The organism is Comamonas sp. UBA7840 (assembly GCF_002501455.1).
In the GTDB taxonomy this organism is placed as follows: Bacteria; Pseudomonadota; Gammaproteobacteria; order Burkholderiales; family Burkholderiaceae_C; genus Comamonas; species Comamonas jiangduensis.
In genome coordinates this window covers 1-15,033 of record NZ_DLTI01000043.1, presented here as the reverse complement: position 1 = coordinate 15,033, position 15,033 = coordinate 1, and the positions used below count along the sequence as shown (strand labels likewise).

The 15,033-nt window shown below is 59.9% G+C and carries 18 protein-coding genes, 4 tRNA genes and 1 pseudogene; 17 read left to right on the top strand and 6 right to left on the bottom strand.

All coding sequences use genetic code 11. The features are described from left to right. Positions 1-161: 161 nt before the first annotated feature. Positions 162-470 (top strand): hypothetical protein, encoded by a 309-nt coding sequence (locus tag B3R00_RS15835; RefSeq protein ID WP_174862700.1) that lies wholly within the window; start codon positions 162-164, stop codon positions 468-470. Between the two features lie 88 nt (positions 471-558). On the opposite strand, the gene B3R00_RS15830 is transcribed toward B3R00_RS15835, so the two are convergent. Then, the gene (locus B3R00_RS15830) at positions 559-1,203 is read right to left on the bottom strand and encodes a LysE/ArgO family amino acid transporter (RefSeq protein WP_286999810.1); all 645 of its coding nucleotides are present in this window, start codon (positions 1,201-1,203) and stop codon (positions 559-561) included. 70 nt (positions 1,204-1,273) lie between these two features. On the opposite strand from B3R00_RS15830, the gene B3R00_RS15825 reads away from it, so the two are divergent. Beyond that, positions 1,274-2,191, top strand: a complete 918-nt coding sequence (locus tag B3R00_RS15825) for an HTH-type transcriptional regulator ArgP (protein ID WP_286999809.1) — start codon at positions 1,274-1,276, stop codon at positions 2,189-2,191. A gap of 90 nt (positions 2,192-2,281) precedes the next feature. Here B3R00_RS15825 and B3R00_RS15820 read toward each other — a convergent pair whose 3' ends face one another. Beyond that, the gene (locus B3R00_RS15820) at positions 2,282-2,743 is read right to left on the bottom strand and encodes a DUF2721 domain-containing protein (protein ID WP_284213850.1); all 462 of its coding nucleotides are present in this window, start codon (positions 2,741-2,743) and stop codon (positions 2,282-2,284) included. 205 nt (positions 2,744-2,948) lie between these two features. Between B3R00_RS15820 and B3R00_RS15815 the strand changes: the two genes are divergently transcribed. From B3R00_RS15815 to B3R00_RS15790, 6 genes are all read left to right on the top strand, one after another. Next, positions 2,949-3,119, top strand: a complete 171-nt coding sequence (locus B3R00_RS15815; RefSeq protein WP_286999807.1) for a DUF3149 domain-containing protein — start codon at positions 2,949-2,951, stop codon at positions 3,117-3,119. A gap of 242 nt (positions 3,120-3,361) precedes the next feature. After that, positions 3,362-3,796 carry a YbaN family protein gene (locus B3R00_RS15810; protein ID WP_286999806.1) on the top strand — a complete coding sequence of 145 codons (435 nt, stop codon included), beginning with the start codon at positions 3,362-3,364 and terminating at the stop codon, positions 3,794-3,796. A gap of 73 nt (positions 3,797-3,869) precedes the next feature. Further along, positions 3,870-3,945 (top strand) — tRNA-Asn (locus B3R00_RS15805). Positions 3,946-3,986: 41 nt separating this feature from the next. Then, a tRNA-Asn gene (locus B3R00_RS15800) sits at positions 3,987-4,062 on the top strand. A gap of 46 nt (positions 4,063-4,108) precedes the next feature. Next, positions 4,109-4,184, top strand: a tRNA-Asn gene (locus B3R00_RS15795). Positions 4,185-4,229: 45 nt separating this feature from the next. Further along, positions 4,230-4,305 (top strand) — tRNA-Asn (locus B3R00_RS15790). 63 nt (positions 4,306-4,368) lie between these two features. Here B3R00_RS15790 and B3R00_RS15785 read toward each other — a convergent pair. Continuing rightward, entirely contained in the window at positions 4,369-4,692 is a 324-nt protein-coding gene (locus B3R00_RS15785; protein WP_286999804.1) for a hypothetical protein, read from the bottom strand. 204 nt (positions 4,693-4,896) lie between these two features. Here B3R00_RS15785 and aat point away from each other — a divergent pair, with 204 nt between their 5' ends. From aat to B3R00_RS15770, 3 genes are all read left to right on the top strand, one after another. Next, positions 4,897-5,634 carry a leucyl/phenylalanyl-tRNA--protein transferase gene (gene aat / locus B3R00_RS15780; protein WP_286999803.1) on the top strand — a complete coding sequence of 246 codons (738 nt, stop codon included), beginning with the start codon at positions 4,897-4,899 and terminating at the stop codon, positions 5,632-5,634. 22 nt (positions 5,635-5,656) lie between these two features. Beyond that, positions 5,657-6,391, top strand: a complete 735-nt coding sequence (locus B3R00_RS15775) for an arginyltransferase (protein ID WP_286999802.1) — start codon at positions 5,657-5,659, stop codon at positions 6,389-6,391. 95 nt (positions 6,392-6,486) lie between these two features. Next, entirely contained in the window at positions 6,487-7,281 is a 795-nt protein-coding gene (locus B3R00_RS15770; protein WP_286999801.1) for an IclR family transcriptional regulator, read from the top strand. 117 nt (positions 7,282-7,398) lie between these two features. On the opposite strand, the gene B3R00_RS15765 is transcribed toward B3R00_RS15770, so the two are convergent. Continuing rightward, the gene (locus B3R00_RS15765) at positions 7,399-8,472 is read right to left on the bottom strand and encodes a linear amide C-N hydrolase (RefSeq protein ID WP_286999800.1); all 1,074 of its coding nucleotides are present in this window, start codon (positions 8,470-8,472) and stop codon (positions 7,399-7,401) included. Positions 8,473-8,734: 262 nt separating this feature from the next. On the opposite strand from B3R00_RS15765, the gene B3R00_RS15760 reads away from it, so the two are divergent. Continuing rightward, positions 8,735-9,358 (top strand): hypothetical protein, encoded by a 624-nt coding sequence (locus B3R00_RS15760; RefSeq protein ID WP_286999799.1) that lies wholly within the window; start codon positions 8,735-8,737, stop codon positions 9,356-9,358. Positions 9,359-9,446: 88 nt separating this feature from the next. On the opposite strand, the gene B3R00_RS15755 is transcribed toward B3R00_RS15760, so the two are convergent. Together B3R00_RS15755 and B3R00_RS15750 are read right to left on the bottom strand one after the other, a co-directional pair. Continuing rightward, positions 9,447-10,139, bottom strand: a complete 693-nt coding sequence (locus tag B3R00_RS15755) for an HAD family hydrolase (RefSeq protein WP_286999798.1) — start codon at positions 10,137-10,139, stop codon at positions 9,447-9,449. Positions 10,140-10,388: 249 nt separating this feature from the next. Further along, positions 10,389-10,835 carry a MerR family transcriptional regulator gene (locus B3R00_RS15750; protein ID WP_219164247.1) on the bottom strand — a complete coding sequence of 149 codons (447 nt, stop codon included), beginning with the start codon at positions 10,833-10,835 and terminating at the stop codon, positions 10,389-10,391. 41 nt (positions 10,836-10,876) lie between these two features. Between B3R00_RS15750 and B3R00_RS15745 the strand changes: the two genes are divergently transcribed. The 5 genes and pseudogenes from B3R00_RS15745 to B3R00_RS15725 form a co-directional block, all read left to right on the top strand. Then, positions 10,877-12,913: a heavy metal translocating P-type ATPase gene (locus B3R00_RS15745; protein ID WP_286999797.1), complete on the top strand. Its 2,037-nt coding sequence runs from the start codon at positions 10,877-10,879 to the stop codon at positions 12,911-12,913. A 60-nt stretch (positions 12,914-12,973) separates the two neighbouring features. Then, positions 12,974-13,612 carry a YitT family protein gene (locus B3R00_RS15740; RefSeq protein ID WP_286999795.1) on the top strand — a complete coding sequence of 213 codons (639 nt, stop codon included), beginning with the start codon at positions 12,974-12,976 and terminating at the stop codon, positions 13,610-13,612. A gap of 65 nt (positions 13,613-13,677) precedes the next feature. Continuing rightward, complete coding sequence (locus B3R00_RS15735) at positions 13,678-14,109, top strand: hypothetical protein (RefSeq protein ID WP_286999793.1); 432 nt, start codon at positions 13,678-13,680, stop codon at positions 14,107-14,109. A gap of 94 nt (positions 14,110-14,203) precedes the next feature. Then, positions 14,204-14,527: a hypothetical protein gene (locus B3R00_RS15730; RefSeq protein WP_286999791.1), complete on the top strand. Its 324-nt coding sequence runs from the start codon at positions 14,204-14,206 to the stop codon at positions 14,525-14,527. Beyond that, a pseudogene (locus B3R00_RS15725) lies at positions 14,524-15,033 on the top strand (TolC family protein); the annotation flags it as partial. The gene B3R00_RS15730 and the pseudogene B3R00_RS15725, both read left to right, overlap by 4 nt.

Here is a 15,033-nt window from a genome sequence, read left to right as displayed (position 1 = left end):
TAGCGCTTTTTTGTGGGGTGCATCAGCACTGTTTACAACAGTTTGCAAGCCCTAGCCCGAGCAATTTGCTTCTACATGTACAAATTTTGGCCTTGCTGCGGCATGATGCATGCCCACAGCAGATACGCATTGCACCTTGTTTATTTAACCGGATCATCTTTATGAGCGATAACGCGTCCATCCCCATGGAAAAAGCCATCACCGTCGGTCTCAGCGAAGTTACCTTGGCACGCACCTTGGAGCTGTTTGCTGCACATCTGTCCAGTGGCAGTGACCGTGTTTTGAATTTCCGTGGCGACCTGGCCGAGCGCTATAACTACGACAAGATCAAGCCAGCCATGAAACCCGCCCAATCGCAAGGCAATGTGGTGTTCATTGAGGCGGTCAGTCAAAAAACGGGCGAAACCGCGCACTACCAAATTCTGGCCAACCAGTGGAAGCTGCTGGAAGTGCTGGCACGCCTGAATTAAGCGCTTTCGCTGGCTCCACCCAACAAAAAAGCCCGTAGCGTGAGCTACGGGCTTTTTTGATAGCAGCATCCCAAGCTCGGACTCAGATTCAAACTGTTGCCGACAAGCCTTGCCATACCCAGTAGGCCAGAGCCAGCATCATCACGCCCGTCAGGCCATCCAGAACGCGCCATGCCATAGGCTTGGCAAAAATACCGCGCATGCGCTGTGCTGCAAAACTGAGCAAACCAAACCACACCAGGCTGGCGCAGGCAGCACCCAGCACAAACATCCACTTCAAATGGCCTTCTTGGCGCGCGCCAATTGAGCCGACCAAAACCACCGTATCCAGATACACATGGGGGTTGAACAAGGTAATCACCGCCAATGCGCTGAGCACCCCCAGCAAGCCACGGGGCGCAACTTGCGTGCTGTCTGCAACCACCGAAGCATCGGGCGCCATCCACATGCGCCACAGCGCAAAGCTGCCATAGCCCAACAAAAACAGCACCCCACCCCAGCCCAGCCACCGAGCCACATCGGGCTGGCTGCTGAGCAATTGCGCCATGCCGGCAACACCCAGGCCAATCAATAAGGCGTCAGAGACCACGCACCACGCCACGCAAGCGCGTACATGCTGGCCGCGCACCGCCTGTTTGAGCACATACAGGTTTTGCGCACCAATCGAAATAATGAGCGACAGGCACACGGTAAACCCAGCCAGCCACGAAGCAGTAATGTTTGCAGTCCACATGCCCGCAATTGTCGAAGGGCGAAGAACATAAGTAAAATTAAACAATCTCAATCAAATTAAGTTTTACTACATGCTCGACTACGCTGGGTTGGAAGCTTTGGCCGCCGTGCTGCGCGAAGGCAGCTTTGACCGTGCCGCGCGCAAGCTGCACGTGACGCCTTCCGCCATTTCACAGCGCATCAAACTGCTGGAAGAGCGTGTGGGGCAAGTGCTGGTCATGCGCGGCACGCCCTGCACCGGCACCGAAGCGGGACGGCGCCTGTGTCTGCATGTCGAGCAGGTCGCCCTGCTGGAAAACGAATTGCGCCGCGCCAACCCCGAGCTGGTGCCTGAAGGACAGGTTGCACGCCCCACCCTCAAGCTGGCCGTCAATGCAGACTCACTCAACAGCTGGTTTGTGGATGCCATGGCCGCCTTCACCCAGGGCGGCAATGAGTTGCTGGACATCAGCATTGATGACCAAGACCACACGGCCAAGCGCATCAAAGAAGGTGAAGTGATGGCGGCAGTCACCGCATCGTCGAGCCACATCACCGGCTGCAACATCTGGCCCCTGGCCAATATGCACTACGTGGCTGCCGCCAGCCCGGCTTTCATTGCGCGCTACTTTGGCGATGCAGGCATCACGGCCCATACCCTCGCACAAGCACCGATGCTGACGTATGGCCGCAAAGACGCCATGCAAGACAAGTGGCTGCAGCAACAAGGCGTCACTGCGCGGCACATGCCACCGCGCCACTGGGTACCTTCGGCCCATGCCTTCATTCGCGCCTGCGAAGCCCATATCGCCTGGGGAATGCACCCCACCGTGCTTATCCAGGACCATCTCAAAGATGGCCGTTTGGTGGAGCTGCTGCCAGGCACCGGTATTTCCGTGCCGCTGTACTGGGCCCATGCGCGCAACGCGCAGACGGGGCTGGAGCGGCTGACCCAGTGCGTGATTGATGCCGCCCAGTCGTGGCTGGACCCAATCGATCCCAAAAACTGAATAGCGGTGCGTGCATCGCATACAAAAAAGGAGGCTGTAGAGCCTCCTTTTTTTCTGACCCATGTGCACACAGCAGTTGGTGCTTTAGGTTCAGTGCCGCATTTTCCGGTCCATCTCCAGCACATTGAAATTCAGCAAATCCGTGGCCAACACCGTCTCCCACATAAAGCAGGCCAGTGCGGCAATAAAAGAGACCACCCCCGCCAAGAAAGAAAACACCGCCACATGGTGCCCTTGCTCGGCCACCCATGCCTGCCCGATGAACAGAAACACAATCGTCAGTCCAATCAAGAACCCGCACAGCGTGAGCAAACCAATCGACCAGTTGGCAATACGACCACGCTTGCGCAGATAGTTCAGCTCCATCAAGCCGCGCTGGATGAACTCCTCATCGGTGCTGGCGCGAACACGGTCTTCCATCACACGCGCCCGGTCAATGATGCGCGCCAGCCGCCCGGCCACGGCGCTGATCATGCCTGCCACGGCCGTCAAAAAGAACACAGGAGCTACAGCCAATTGCACACTGTGCGTGACGCTGGAGGGGTCGATCATCTGTCTTTATCCATTCAAAAATAAAAGCTTGCTACCGCTGATCGGCAACGCAGCGATGGTATGCAAAAAACCACCCGCCAGACCCTTGCTCTAACGCAAACCGCGCAGTCGCGCACCTTGATGTGTCGCAAACGCCAGATGCCCCCCACCCCTGATAGTGGACGTACTTTTACTCACCCATGACTGATTGCGGAGGATGTTTGCTATGAAGATGCTCACCGATTTGATCTCCACAGACTACGGCCTGATGAGCCTGATTGTGATCTTGATCGTTATCGCCATGTGGATTTACTTCACCGTGCTCTTTATGGGCAAGATCAGCAAAAGCAGCCCCGCTGCAGACAAAAAGCCCAACGCTACGCCTGCGAGAAATTAATCAAAGCTGGTGCTGCCTGCTGTTGTCGTAAGGCCTGCTTTGCAGGCCTTTTTTCTGCCCGCCTCCCAAGCACAGCACTATCTTGCTATGAAGATATAAATAGCAGCCAGCGCTCATCAGCCATTGCTTTCACTACCAAAACCATTGGAAAGCTATGAATGACAGGCACCGAAAGCTCTGTTTTTCAAAGTGCTTGCCCACAACCATCGTCTGCATCTGGGCGCTACAGGCACAATCACGCCATGTCCTTGCCCGCCAAGCCTGAAGTACCACCACCGCATGCCGCCATGCCCACTCCTGCCGTGGCGCGCCGTTGGTACACGCGCTGGCTGCTGCGTGGGCTGGCCGCGCTTTCTTTGCTCATGGGCGTTGCGGGCGTGTTTATTCCAGGCTTGCCCACCACCGTCTTTATCTTGATTGCAGGCTGGGCTGCCATGCGCAGTTCACCGCGCATGCATGCCTGGCTGTGGAACCACCGCCTGTTTGGCCCCATGCTGCAAAACTGGCATGCCGGGGGCTGTGTCAGCCGCCGCGCCAAGCGCAGCGCTGCCGCCATGATGGGCGTCTGCGCGGTTGTACTCTGGTTCACCCCCACCCCCATGTGGTTACGCATCGTGGCCAGCAGTTGCATGGCGGCTGTTTTGCTCTGGCTGTGGCTGCGGCCTGAACCTGCATAAGCCCCACCTGCTTCTCTTTTTTGAGGCAACTTTCCAAAGCGCCAAAAATCCATGTATATAATCTAGCTCTTGTTCCCTGATAGCTCAGTCGGTAGAGCGACGGACTGTTAATCCGCAGGTCCCTGGTTCGAGCCCAGGTCGGGGAGCCAACAAGATTTTTGAGTTTTGCGCTGCAAAACTTACCGAATATTCCCTGATAGCTCAGTCGGTAGAGCGACGGACTGTTAATCCGCAGGTCCCTGGTTCGAGCCCAGGTCGGGGAGCCAAAATTGTCGCCTTGCAATTTCAAAAAACAAGGCAATACCGCAATATTCCCTGATAGCTCAGTCGGTAGAGCGACGGACTGTTAATCCGCAGGTCCCTGGTTCGAGCCCAGGTCGGGGAGCCAAAATTGTCGCCTTGCAATTTCAAAAACAAGGCAATACCGCAATATTCCCTGATAGCTCAGTCGGTAGAGCGACGGACTGTTAATCCGCAGGTCCCTGGTTCGAGCCCAGGTCGGGGAGCCACATAAAAAGCCAAGCATTGCAAAATGCTTGGCTTTTTTCTTGTGCGCAGCAAGCACACAGCCCTCATGCAGCGCGCACAATGCCGACCGAAGCCTTCTCTTTGGTCAGCGCATGTTTGCGCGAGGGCTCTAGACGACCATGCGCCGCATGCTTGGCTGGAGGAGCCTCATGCACAGGCTCCATGACTTCCACACCATTTTTTTTCGCCTCCCAGGTCGCGATCTCTTGCTCCAGGCGACGCGCGCGCTCAGCGTACATATCTGCGGAAGCCTGATAGTGCTCCGCAGCAATGGAGTGCTCCAGCATCGCCATGCGTGCTTCTTCCAAATAGGCACGCGCACGGCGGATGTAGCGTGGCTCCGTACCAAAAAGACCCATAGACAACATGATTCCACCTCCTTCATCCGCATCTGCCGGAGCCGGCATCACATAATGCCGCCGAAGATACTGATGCAACCATAGCCATGATCCATCGTTCCATTTGTCCCCATAGGACAGTGTTGGATGTAGGAATGGCACTGGCCGCACCGCCCTGGCAGATGGGTGAGTCACTGCCAGCAAACCCAAATTCATATTTTTTTGATACCAACAATGCAAGCACCACCCCTGATTTGGCTGGAAGCCGATGATGATTTCCCCCCTGTAGACCTTGCCTGGGGGGAAGACTCCCCCATGCCCGGCTTGCTGGCGGCAGGTGGGGTGCTGGATGCACCCCATTTGCAGGCAGCCTACCAGCGCGGCATTTTTCCATGGTTCAGCCCAGGGCAGCCTAATTTATGGTGGTCACCCGATCCGCGCATGGTGCTCAAGACCAGCGATTTTCGCCTGCACCCCTCGCTGCGCAAAACCGTGCGCAAGTTCATCCGCATGCCCAGCTATGAGGTGCGTATTAACACCAGCTTTCGACAAGTCATTACCCACTGCGCCAACACACCCCGCGCGGGGCAAAACGGCACCTGGATCGTGCCCGAGATCCTGGAGGCATACTGTGACTTGCACGCGCAGGGCCTGGCACACAGCGTGGAGACGTGGGTCAACAACCAATTGGTGGGCGGCTTATATTGCATAGCCCTTGGGCAGGCTGTGTATGGTGAATCCATGTTTGCCCATGCGACCGATGCCTCCAAGGTCGCGCTGGCCGCGCTGGTGGGGCTCTGCCGCCACCATGGAGCCACACAAATCGACTGCCAGCAAGCCACCGCCCATTTGGCCTCCCTGGGTGCGCGCGAACAGCCCCGCGCAGACTTTCTGACTGAAGCAACTCGCCAGCAGCAACAGCCCACAATGGACTGGAATTTCCGCCCCGTATACTGGGACTCGCTTTGCTGAAGACTCTGAAGTTCTGTACCGCATGACACAGCTCAACGACCTGCCGCACTACAGCCTGCAGTTCTACGCCACTGCGCCCTACCCCTGCAGCTACCTGCCGCAGCAAGAGGCTCGCTCGCAGGTCGCTGCTCCCAGCCATTTGATACAGGCAGAGGTGTACTCTGCCTTGGTTAGCCAGGGCTTTCGCCGCAGCGGTTTATTTACCTACCGCCCGTATTGCAGCCACTGCAGTGCCTGTCAGCCGCTGCGCGTGCTCACGCAGGCATACCAGCCCACGCGCAGCCAGCGCCGCGCGCGAAAGCAGCATGCAGAGCTCGAGATCAACGTGCAGCGCCTGCACTTTTCGCAAGAGCATTACGACCTGTACCAGCGCTACCAGCACGCACGCCACAGCGGCGGCGGCATGGACCAAGACAACGTCGAGCAGTACACCCAGTTCCTGCTGCAAAGCCGTGTGGAGACATGTTTGGTCGAGTTTCGCGATCCCCATGCCAACAATGCGTTACGCATGGTGTCCATCATTGACTGTCTGGAAGATGGACTGTCTGCGGTCTACACCTTCTACGAACCCGACCCGGGCGCCAGCTACGGCACCTTCAATGTGCTGTGGCAAATTGAATTTGCGCGCAGCATGGGACTGCCTTATGTGTACCTTGGCTACTGGATCGAGCAGTCACCCAAAATGCGCTACAAGGCGCAATTTCATCCCCATGAGGTTTTACGCGACAACTTGTGGCATCGCGTCGACAAAACCTGAAGAGATCGATTGAAGGGGGCTATCCACACCAAAGATGTGTGTCACGCCGACCAGTGGCGGCTAGAATCCGCCCATCTGAGAGACTGGGATTCCACATGAAGAAAAATGATCAAGACGTACTCGCCAAACCCAGTGTTCAAGTGCTGGAGCGCATGTTTGTCCTGATCGACGTACTTGCATCACGCGAAGAGGCTGTGTCTTTGAAAGACATCAGCGAAAAAACCGGCCTGCACCCTTCCACTGCACACCGCATTTTGAACGACCTGGCCGCAGGCCGTTTTGTGGACCGCCCCGAATCCGGCAGCTACCGCCTTGGCATGCGCCTGCTGGAATTGGGCAACTTGGTCAAAGCACGCCTGAGCGTGCGCGAAACCGCCTTGCCCGCCATGCGCCTGCTGCACAAACAAATCCAGCAACCCGTGAATTTGAGCGTTCGCCAAGGCGATGAAATCGTCTATGTTGAGCGCGCCTACAGCGAACGCTCCGGCATGCAGGTAGTACGCGCGATTGGGGGCCATGCGCCCCTGCATCTCACCTCGAACGGCAAGCTGTTTCTGGCGGCAGACGAGCCCCAGCGCGTGCGTGCCTACGCCATGCGCACAGGTCTGGCGGGCAACACCCACAACAGCCTGACCCAGCTGCCCATGCTGGAGCGCGAGCTGAGCAAAGCCCGCGAAACTGGCGTTGCCTACGACAACGAAGAGCTGGAACTGGGCGTGCGCTGTATGGCCGCAGGTATTTATGACGACCAGGCCAAGCTGATTGCCGCCCTGTCTATTTCCGCTCCCGCCGACCGCCTGGATGAAGGCTGGCTGCCCAAGCTGCAAAGCACGGCTTTTGAAATCTCTCAAGCCCTGGGTTTTCGCGGTGCGCCGCCCGTAATACGCTAACGCCCAGCCAGCGACTCCATCCTCACCACAGCCCGCCTTGTGCGGGCTGAGTGTTTTTCATTCGGTATATAGAAGCCAAGGCTGGTTCACGGTGCACCGACACAACCTTGCAACCACTTAAATGCCCAAAAATTGAAAGGGCGCAGCAGGTTTGAAGGCGGGTGTTGCGTTACCTGCGTAGGTGTGACTTTGATCTGCCCCCAGATCCAGTTTCAGTACCTTGCCACTTTGTGGACTGAAATCCAGCGCATTGAGATCCACCCAGAACGTATTAGGCGTTAGGGCGGACTCAAAGAAATACAGTTTGCGCTGGTGATCGAACACCGTGCGCCAGCGGGTCGATGAGATATTTGGCTGCCCGGGCGTGCTGATGCCATAAGGCACCGAGACATTCCGAATCACGCTGAATACGCTGGCCAGATTTTTGTTCGGACTCTGGTCTTTGGGAATGGTATTCACATAAAACGATGCGCGCGCAAAGCGATCGGCTGCACGGTTAGTACCCGGCAGCATGGTGGTGCCCCCGATCTGCTGCCAATAGGTATTGAGTGCCAGTTGCTCCTCAAAAATCGGGGAATTGGTCATCACTTGGTAATCACGGCTGTGGTGAATCACCTGCTTGCCACCAATGTATTCCACGATGGCGCTATCACCGCTGGCATCCGACATGGACAGGTGCAGCGTGGTCAGACGATTTTCGCCCGGCACGTTATCTGAAACGATGGTGAAGGGCTGCGTTTTGAGCGCCTCCACCGCCTCTTGTACCGTGGCAAAGTTGTCCAGCACGTACTGCGCCCATGCTGCAATCGTCAGCCCCGGCTTGCTATTGGCATCAAAGGCCGGATATTCCGACTCCACCAGCCACAGCAAATTGGCATTGAGGCCCGCCTCATTCACCCCATCGGTCGTAGAAATATCGTAACCCGAGGTGATGACGCTGCCGTATTTGGAAGTCCAGCGGATGGTGTGCTGGCCAGTCTGCCCGGTGCGCGCCATGCCTCGTGGCAGCACCCACAGATTGCTGACGATGTCGCTCTTCCAGTCCATCGAGCGCGCTGTCACCACCTGCCCATCGGCACCGTGAAACACCAGCCTGGTGCAGGCCCAGGCACTAGAGGCTGCTGCGGCCCCTGTAATGCTGAGCAAAAGTGCCGCCAATTGCGGACGAATACGCGGAAATTTCAGAGTCATTCAACCTCCTGCAGAAAAATGGGGAAACAGCGCAGATCGCCGATCTGTAGAGCGGGAATGCCAGATGCGCCGCATGACAAGCAATCAGTAATATAGCGATGACACATTATTTACTTTTGCCATGAAAAATCCGCCACATCTCTTTGGGTTGACACTCAAAAGCACCATCCTTTGCGGCGCTGTCCTTGCTTTGCATGGCCCAGCCACTGCGCAAACGGCTTCACCTGAGGCATGGCGTTTTCAGCTCACCCCCTATGTCTGGATGACCGGACTGGATGGGCGCATCAAGCCCTTGCGGGGAGCGCCTGCTGCGCATGTGGAGCAATCTTTTTCTGACATTCTGGAAAATCTGGACACTGCATTCTTTGTGTCCGGCACAGCGCGCCAAGGTCGCTGGGTGTTGCATGGGGATGCCAGCCATGCGTCTGCATCCCGCTCTGCTGCCTTGCCTCTGGGCCTTTCTGCCCGCGCCAAGGTGCGCCAAACCTCCGTGACATTGACTGGGGGCTACAACTGGCAGTGGGCCAAGCAATCCAGTGTGGATTTTTTGGCTGGCGCACGCCTGTGGGATATTGACGCCTCGGTCACCCTACCTGGCATCGCCGCTGTGCAGTCCAGCACTTCTTTTGTCGACCCCGTGGTTGCGGTGCGCTGGCGCTATGACTTTGCACCCCAGTGGTCTTCGCTGGTTTACGTGGATACCGGCGGATGGGGGGTGGGCTCCGACGCCACGTGGCAGATGCTGGGCACCATCAATTACCAGTGGCGAGAAAATATTCACTTTTCGCTGGGCTATCGCCACTTGCAGGTCAATTACCGCAACCACGGCAAGCAGTTGGACTTCAGCCAGGGCGGGCCGCTGGTGGGCGCCACCTTCCAGTTTTAAGCTGATTGCGGCGCAGCATGGCGCGTGAAGGCATGCTGCCAGCTTTGCACGCCTCCACCACCGCACGCGCCTTTGCGCGGCCTGCGCTTCATGCAGGCGCAAATGCCAGTTCGCTGTACTGGGTAAACGACAGCACTTGCGCAAACTCCCGCACCCGCTCGGTGCCAAAGCCCGATTTGAACCAGACAAACCGCACGCCTGCAGCTTCGGCACAACCTGCATCGGCGTGCGTATCGCCAAAAAACACCGCATCTTGCGCGCTGACTTTCAGGTGGGACAGGGTGTGAAACAAAGGCTCTGGCGCAGGTTTGGTCACACCGCAGCTGTCGCGCCCGGTGACTACCTCGAACAGGTGCAAAATGCCAGCGGCCTCCAGCCCCTTGAGTGCCAGCGCATGCTGTTTGTTGGTACACACTGCCAGCTTGATGCCCCGCGCCTGGGCGGCTTGCAGCCAGTCCAGCACGCCGTCATACAAAGGCGCAGCGCCAGAAGGCTGCGCCGCGTAAAAGCGCTCGAACAGCGCCCCCGCTTCGGCGCGGCCGCCCGGCGGCACGGGCACACCGCGCTCGTGCAGCACATCCAGCATCAAGTCTGCGGCCGTACCAAACATATTGGGCATGTGGTAGCCCTCTGGCAGCGGCGCGTGGCCCAGATGCACCAGCGCATGGCTGGCCGCTTGCACGATCACATATTCGGTGTTGAGCAAGGTGCCGTCCATATCAAACACCATGGCTCGCACACCACTCCAGTCAAAACCGGGGATTCCATCTTTGCTATGCATGCTGGCATTGTTGCCGCAACGGTGACTTTGCAGTGACAAGCCGCACAAAAGCGCAAGGATGTCACCCGCATGTGTACCCGCAAAAAATATAGCTGCTAGCGCTTTTAAACCAAGCAATACAAGACTTTTTATGCTTCAAAGCTTGATTGAACAAGCGCAGATAGCTCTCTTTTTATTTCATCGCCCTGCCTACGGATGGGTGAAGCCTTCCCGCCCCCAAGCGATGCGCACGGGCCTTAGAGCACGCTGTTAGACATGGCGCTTGACATGCGAGCCGGGCTCGGGCGGCAAGCTGGCATCGGCCTGTGCGTGCAAGGCGGCAATCAGGTTGCAACGCGGCTGCTGGCCATCGCACACCGCCTTGAGGGATTGCAACTCTTTTTCCAGCGCGCGCAGCTCTTTCAAGCGCTGGCGCACATGGTGCAAATGCGCTTCGATCGTGGCCGCCGCTGCGTGGCAATCGTCGGGCTTGCGACCGTCCAGCGCCAGCAAAGTACGCACTTCATCCAGCGACATATCCATCGCCCGGCACATCCGGATAAAGCGCAGCCGGTGCAAGTCCGCCTCACCGTAAAAGCGGTAGTCGTTGTCGTGGCGGGCTGCGGGTGCCAGCAGCCCTTCTTTTTCGTAGTAACGGATATTGACCGCCGATACGCCCGTGCGTTTGGCAGCCTCCCCTATGCGCAGTGCTGTCATGGGCTTGACCTTCAAGTGACTTTCAACATTCCAATCATGGCATGGACACCAAACACACGCACTCGCCCTGCTGCTCACCCGCAGCCCCCAAAGCGCATGCGCACTCTGACCATGAGGGGCACAAGCACGATCATGCAGCGCACAGCCACGCAGACGACCACGATCACGGCCATGACCACGGCGTGCTGCCGGGCTGGCCGCGCATCAGCGCTGCACTGGTCATGGCGCTGCTGGCCGAAGCCTCGCACTGGCTCGCCCCGCAGATCCCCGCGCTCGAATATGCAGGCATGGCGCTGGCCGTGGTGGCAATTGGTCTGTCGGGCTTGGGCGTGTACCAGGCGGGGCTCAAAAGCCTGGCTCACCTGCAACTGGGCATTCATGCACTGATGGCCGTGGCCGTGACTGGCGCCTTCCTGATTGGCCAGTGGCCCGAAGCTGCCATGGTGATGGCGCTGTACGCCGCCGCCGAGCGCATTGAAGACCAGGCTATGGACCGTGCCCGCCTGGCCATTCGCAACCTGCTGGGCCTGACCCCCGACACCGCCGAGGTGCTGAAACCCGACGGCAGCAGCCACACCAAGCCCACGGCCGAGGTGCCCACCGGTGCCACCGTGCGTGTGCCCCCTGGTGCGCGCATTCCGCTGGATGGCACCATCACCGCAGGCCACAGCAGCGTCAACCAGGCCCCCATCACCGGCGAAAGCGTGCCCGTGGACAAAACCCCGGGCGACAGCGTATGGGCGGGCAGCATCAACCAACAGGCCGAGCTGCAGGTGCAAGTCACGGCTGCCACCGCCGACTCCATGCTGGCGCGCATCGTCAAAGCCGTAGAACAGGCCCAAGCCCGCAAAGCGCCCACCCAGCGTTTTGTTGACCGCTTTGCCGCCATCTACACACCCATCGTGATGGTGCTGGCCATTGCGCTGGCCGTGCTGGCCCCGCTGCTGCTGGGCTGGGCGTGGCTGGATGCGCTGTACCAAGCCTTGGCCCTGCTGGTGATTGCCTGCCCATGTGCGCTGGTGCTGTCCACGCCCGTCACCGTGGTCAGCGCCTTGACGGCAGCAGCGCGCCATGGCGTGCTGCTCAAAGGCGGCAGCGTGCTGGAATCTGCACGCCACCTGCGCACCATTGCGCTGGACAAAACCGGCACCCTCACCACCGGCCAGCCTGCACTGGTGGCCTGGGAGGTGCTCGACAACGCCACCACCACCCAAGCCGATGTGGCCTTGCTGGCGTGGCAGATGGCCTCGCGTTCTGCCCACCCCGTCTCGCACGCGATTGCCCAAGGCCTGCATGCCGAAGGGCTGAGAGCCTCGCCCGCCCAAGACCTGCAAGCGCTGCCCGGGCGCGGCGTGCAGGCGCGCATTCACGGCGCTACCTACTACCTGGTCAACCTGCGCTGGGCCCAGGAAAACGGGCTGGCCAGCTCCGATCTGCAAGCCGCCGTGTACGCCCACAGCAGCCTGGGCCGCAGCGTCAGTTTGCTGGCCACCAGCAGCCACGTACTGGCCCTGTTTGCCGTGGCCGACACGCTGCGCCCGCAAGCCCGGCAGGCCGTGCAGCAACTGCAAGCCATGGGCATCGCACCCGTGGTGCTCAGCGGCGACCACCCCGATGCGGTGCGGGCCATGGCCACCCAGGCGGGCATCAACCAGGCCGAAGGTGGTCTGCTACCCGAAGACAAACTGCAGCGCCTGCATGCACTGCAAGCCCATGGTGCCGTGGGCATGGTGGGCGACGGCATCAACGACGCCCCTGCACTGGCCAAAGCCGACATCGGCTTTGCCATGGGCGGTGCGCACAGCACCGGCATGGCCATGGAGACTGCCGATGTGGTGCTGATGCATGACGACCTGCGTCGCATCCCGGACACCATTGCACTGTCGCAGCGCGCCCACCGCGTGCTGTGGCAGAACATTGGGCTGGCGCTGGGTATCAAAGCTGGGTTCTTTGCGCTGGCTGTCAGCGGCCACGCCAGCATGTGGCTGGCCGTGCTGGCCGATATGGGCGTGAGCCTGCTGGTGGTGGCCAACGGTTTGCGCCTGCGCCGCACGGCACACAAAAAACCCGCCGTTTAAGCAGGCAGACTGCATAATCTGTGCGCCGCAAAACCACGCTGCGCACAGATCCTTCGCACCATGAGCAAGCCCTCTCCATCGTCCCGCCCTGCTGCCGCGCCCAGCGCCCCGCCACCGCACACCACGCTCGAAGACGTGGCTGCCATCGTCACTGGAGTGCTGCTGGTGTCCGTGGGGGTGGCTTTTTTCAAGCAGGCGGGGCTGGTTACCGGCGGCATGGCGGGCCTGGGCTTTGCACTGCACTACGCCACCGACATCGGCTTTGGCCTGTGGTTCTTCTTGCTCAACCTGCCTTTTTACTGGCTGGCCCTGCGCAAAATGGGCAGGGCCTTCACCTTCAAAACGTTTTGCACCGTGGGCCTGCTGTCGCTGGTGACGGAATTGCAGCCCCGCTTTTTTCATATCGACAGCATCCAAGCACCCTACGCAGCAGTGGTGGGCGGCATGCTCATGGGCGTGGGCATGCTGGTGCTGTTTCGCCACCGCTGCTCCATGGGTGGCCTGGGCATTGCGGCGCTGTACCTGCAGCAGCGCTACGGCTGGCGCGCGGGCTATGTGCAAATGGCGTTGGACTGCCTGATTTTGCTCAGCGCTTTTTTCATTGTGGATACCGAGCGCGCCCTGTGGTCCATCCTGGCGGCCCTCACGCTCAACCAAGTGCTGTCCATGAACCACCGCCCCGGTCGCTATGGTGGATAAGCCGTGTTGATGCCCTAAAACCATCTGCATGGAACTTTGGCACCACTCTGGCATCATTCCTACCTATGCGCCGCTTCTTGCCCCTGTTCATGATGTTGCTGCTGACCCTGCGCGGTCTGCTGGGCGACGCCATGGCCATGGGCAGCCTGCCTAATGTGCCGCCCCACCAGCCTGCGGCCACCACGGTAGCGCTGGATATGCCCGCGCACGCAGCACACCATGCAGCGCAGGCAGCCGGTACCGGCGGTCCATTGCACGACACCGGCACCGACCACGGCAGCACACACTGCGCCACCACCACGGACAGCGCCCCGGGCTGCGGTGGCAACCACCACAGCGCCCCCTGTGCGGCATGCGGCATCTGCCATTCCGTGCTTTCCACACCGGTCGTATTAGCACCGCCTTCAGGCTTGCAGGCACACACACAACCGGCCAGCGGGCAGTCATGCTTTGTCAGCGCCACGCTGGTGCAAGCCATCAAACCACCCATCGCCTGAGACCTGATACCCAAAGTGCGTCCGCAGTTTGCCGTTTGCTGCATGCAAACACCGCTGCCGATGCTTGGTTCATCTTGTCGCAGGAGATTGCTGCATGCGCACCGCGCACCTTGCTTGTCTGTGGCTGCTTGCTTTCAGCAGCACCACACCTTGGGCCATGGCCCAAACACCGCCCACCTCTACCCTTGCAGCTGCTGAAGCGATAGCACCGCAGCGCGCGCTGGTTCACCCGCCGCTGCCCACCAGCAGCGCGGTGATTGCTGCCCCCCAAGACTGGCGCGCTGCCAATGCCGCAGTCGGTGAATTTCCACGGGGTCACGCCGATGTGCTGCGCTGGGAAGCCGCGCAGCAAGCCGTAGCCCCAGCTGCCCAGCCAGATGCAGCAGCGGCACACCATGGGCACGGAGACCAGCCATGAAGCGCCGCTTGCTCCGTCTCTCACCCCTGCTGGGAGCCCTGCTGCTAGCCGGTTGTGCCAGCGTGGCCCCCGATGGGCTGCGCAGCGCAGTCAACGCTCAGACTGCCGCGCGCCTTCCGGCGGGCAGCAGCCTGCCCACGCCCGAAGCCAGCGCCACTGCGGTGCAACAGCAAGCCACCGAGGCACAGATCGCCCAGTGGCTGAGCCAGCCGGTCGATGCCGACACGGCCGTGCGCATCGCACTGCTGCGCAGCCCCAGCCTGCAAGCCCGGCTGGCACAGCTGGCCCGCCAGGATGCGCAGCGCGCCCAGGCCCTGACCCTGTTCAACCCCACGCTGACGCTGGGGCGCTTCGTCAACGGCCATGAGCGCGAGATCGAACGCCAGCTCAGCTTTAACCTGGTCCAGCTCATCACCCTGCCATGGCGCAGCCGCTGGCAAGGCTGGCAGCTGGAGCAGGCCACACTCACCGCCGCCCAGCAGGTGCTGCTGCACGCCGGAAGAGCG

Bases quoted from the DNA above. Each gene is read 5' to 3' on its own strand.
- B3R00_RS15770 (WP_286999801.1), top strand. From the start codon at position 6,487: ATGAAGAAAAATGATCAAGACGTACTCGCCAAACCCAGTGTTCAAGTG.
- B3R00_RS15785 (WP_286999804.1), bottom strand. From the start codon at position 4,692: ATGTTGTCTATGGGTCTTTTTGGTACGGAGCCACGCTACATCCGCCGT.
- B3R00_RS15775 (WP_286999802.1), top strand. From the start codon at position 5,657: ATGACACAGCTCAACGACCTGCCGCACTACAGCCTGCAGTTCTACGCC.
- B3R00_RS15810 (WP_286999806.1), top strand. From the start codon at position 3,362: ATGTCCTTGCCCGCCAAGCCTGAAGTACCACCACCGCATGCCGCCATG.
- B3R00_RS15820 (WP_284213850.1), bottom strand. From the start codon at position 2,743: ATGATCGACCCCTCCAGCGTCACGCACAGTGTGCAATTGGCTGTAGCT.
- B3R00_RS15760 (WP_286999799.1), top strand. From the start codon at position 8,735: ATGACCGGACTGGATGGGCGCATCAAGCCCTTGCGGGGAGCGCCTGCT.
- B3R00_RS15730 (WP_286999791.1), top strand. From the start codon at position 14,204: ATGCGCACCGCGCACCTTGCTTGTCTGTGGCTGCTTGCTTTCAGCAGC.
- B3R00_RS15830 (WP_286999810.1), bottom strand. From the start codon at position 1,203: ATGTGGACTGCAAACATTACTGCTTCGTGGCTGGCTGGGTTTACCGTG.
- B3R00_RS15825 (WP_286999809.1), top strand. From the start codon at position 1,274: ATGCTCGACTACGCTGGGTTGGAAGCTTTGGCCGCCGTGCTGCGCGAA.
- B3R00_RS15750 (WP_219164247.1), bottom strand. From the start codon at position 10,835: ATGACAGCACTGCGCATAGGGGAGGCTGCCAAACGCACGGGCGTATCG.
- B3R00_RS15745 (WP_286999797.1), top strand. From the start codon at position 10,877: ATGGACACCAAACACACGCACTCGCCCTGCTGCTCACCCGCAGCCCCC.
- B3R00_RS15755 (WP_286999798.1), bottom strand. From the start codon at position 10,139: ATGCATAGCAAAGATGGAATCCCCGGTTTTGACTGGAGTGGTGTGCGA.
- B3R00_RS15740 (WP_286999795.1), top strand. From the start codon at position 12,974: ATGAGCAAGCCCTCTCCATCGTCCCGCCCTGCTGCCGCGCCCAGCGCC.
- B3R00_RS15815 (WP_286999807.1), top strand. From the start codon at position 2,949: ATGAAGATGCTCACCGATTTGATCTCCACAGACTACGGCCTGATGAGC.
- B3R00_RS15735 (WP_286999793.1), top strand. From the start codon at position 13,678: ATGCGCCGCTTCTTGCCCCTGTTCATGATGTTGCTGCTGACCCTGCGC.
- B3R00_RS15835 (WP_174862700.1), top strand. From the start codon at position 162: ATGAGCGATAACGCGTCCATCCCCATGGAAAAAGCCATCACCGTCGGT.
- aat (WP_286999803.1), top strand. From the start codon at position 4,897: ATGCAAGCACCACCCCTGATTTGGCTGGAAGCCGATGATGATTTCCCC.
- B3R00_RS15765 (WP_286999800.1), bottom strand. From the start codon at position 8,472: ATGACTCTGAAATTTCCGCGTATTCGTCCGCAATTGGCGGCACTTTTG.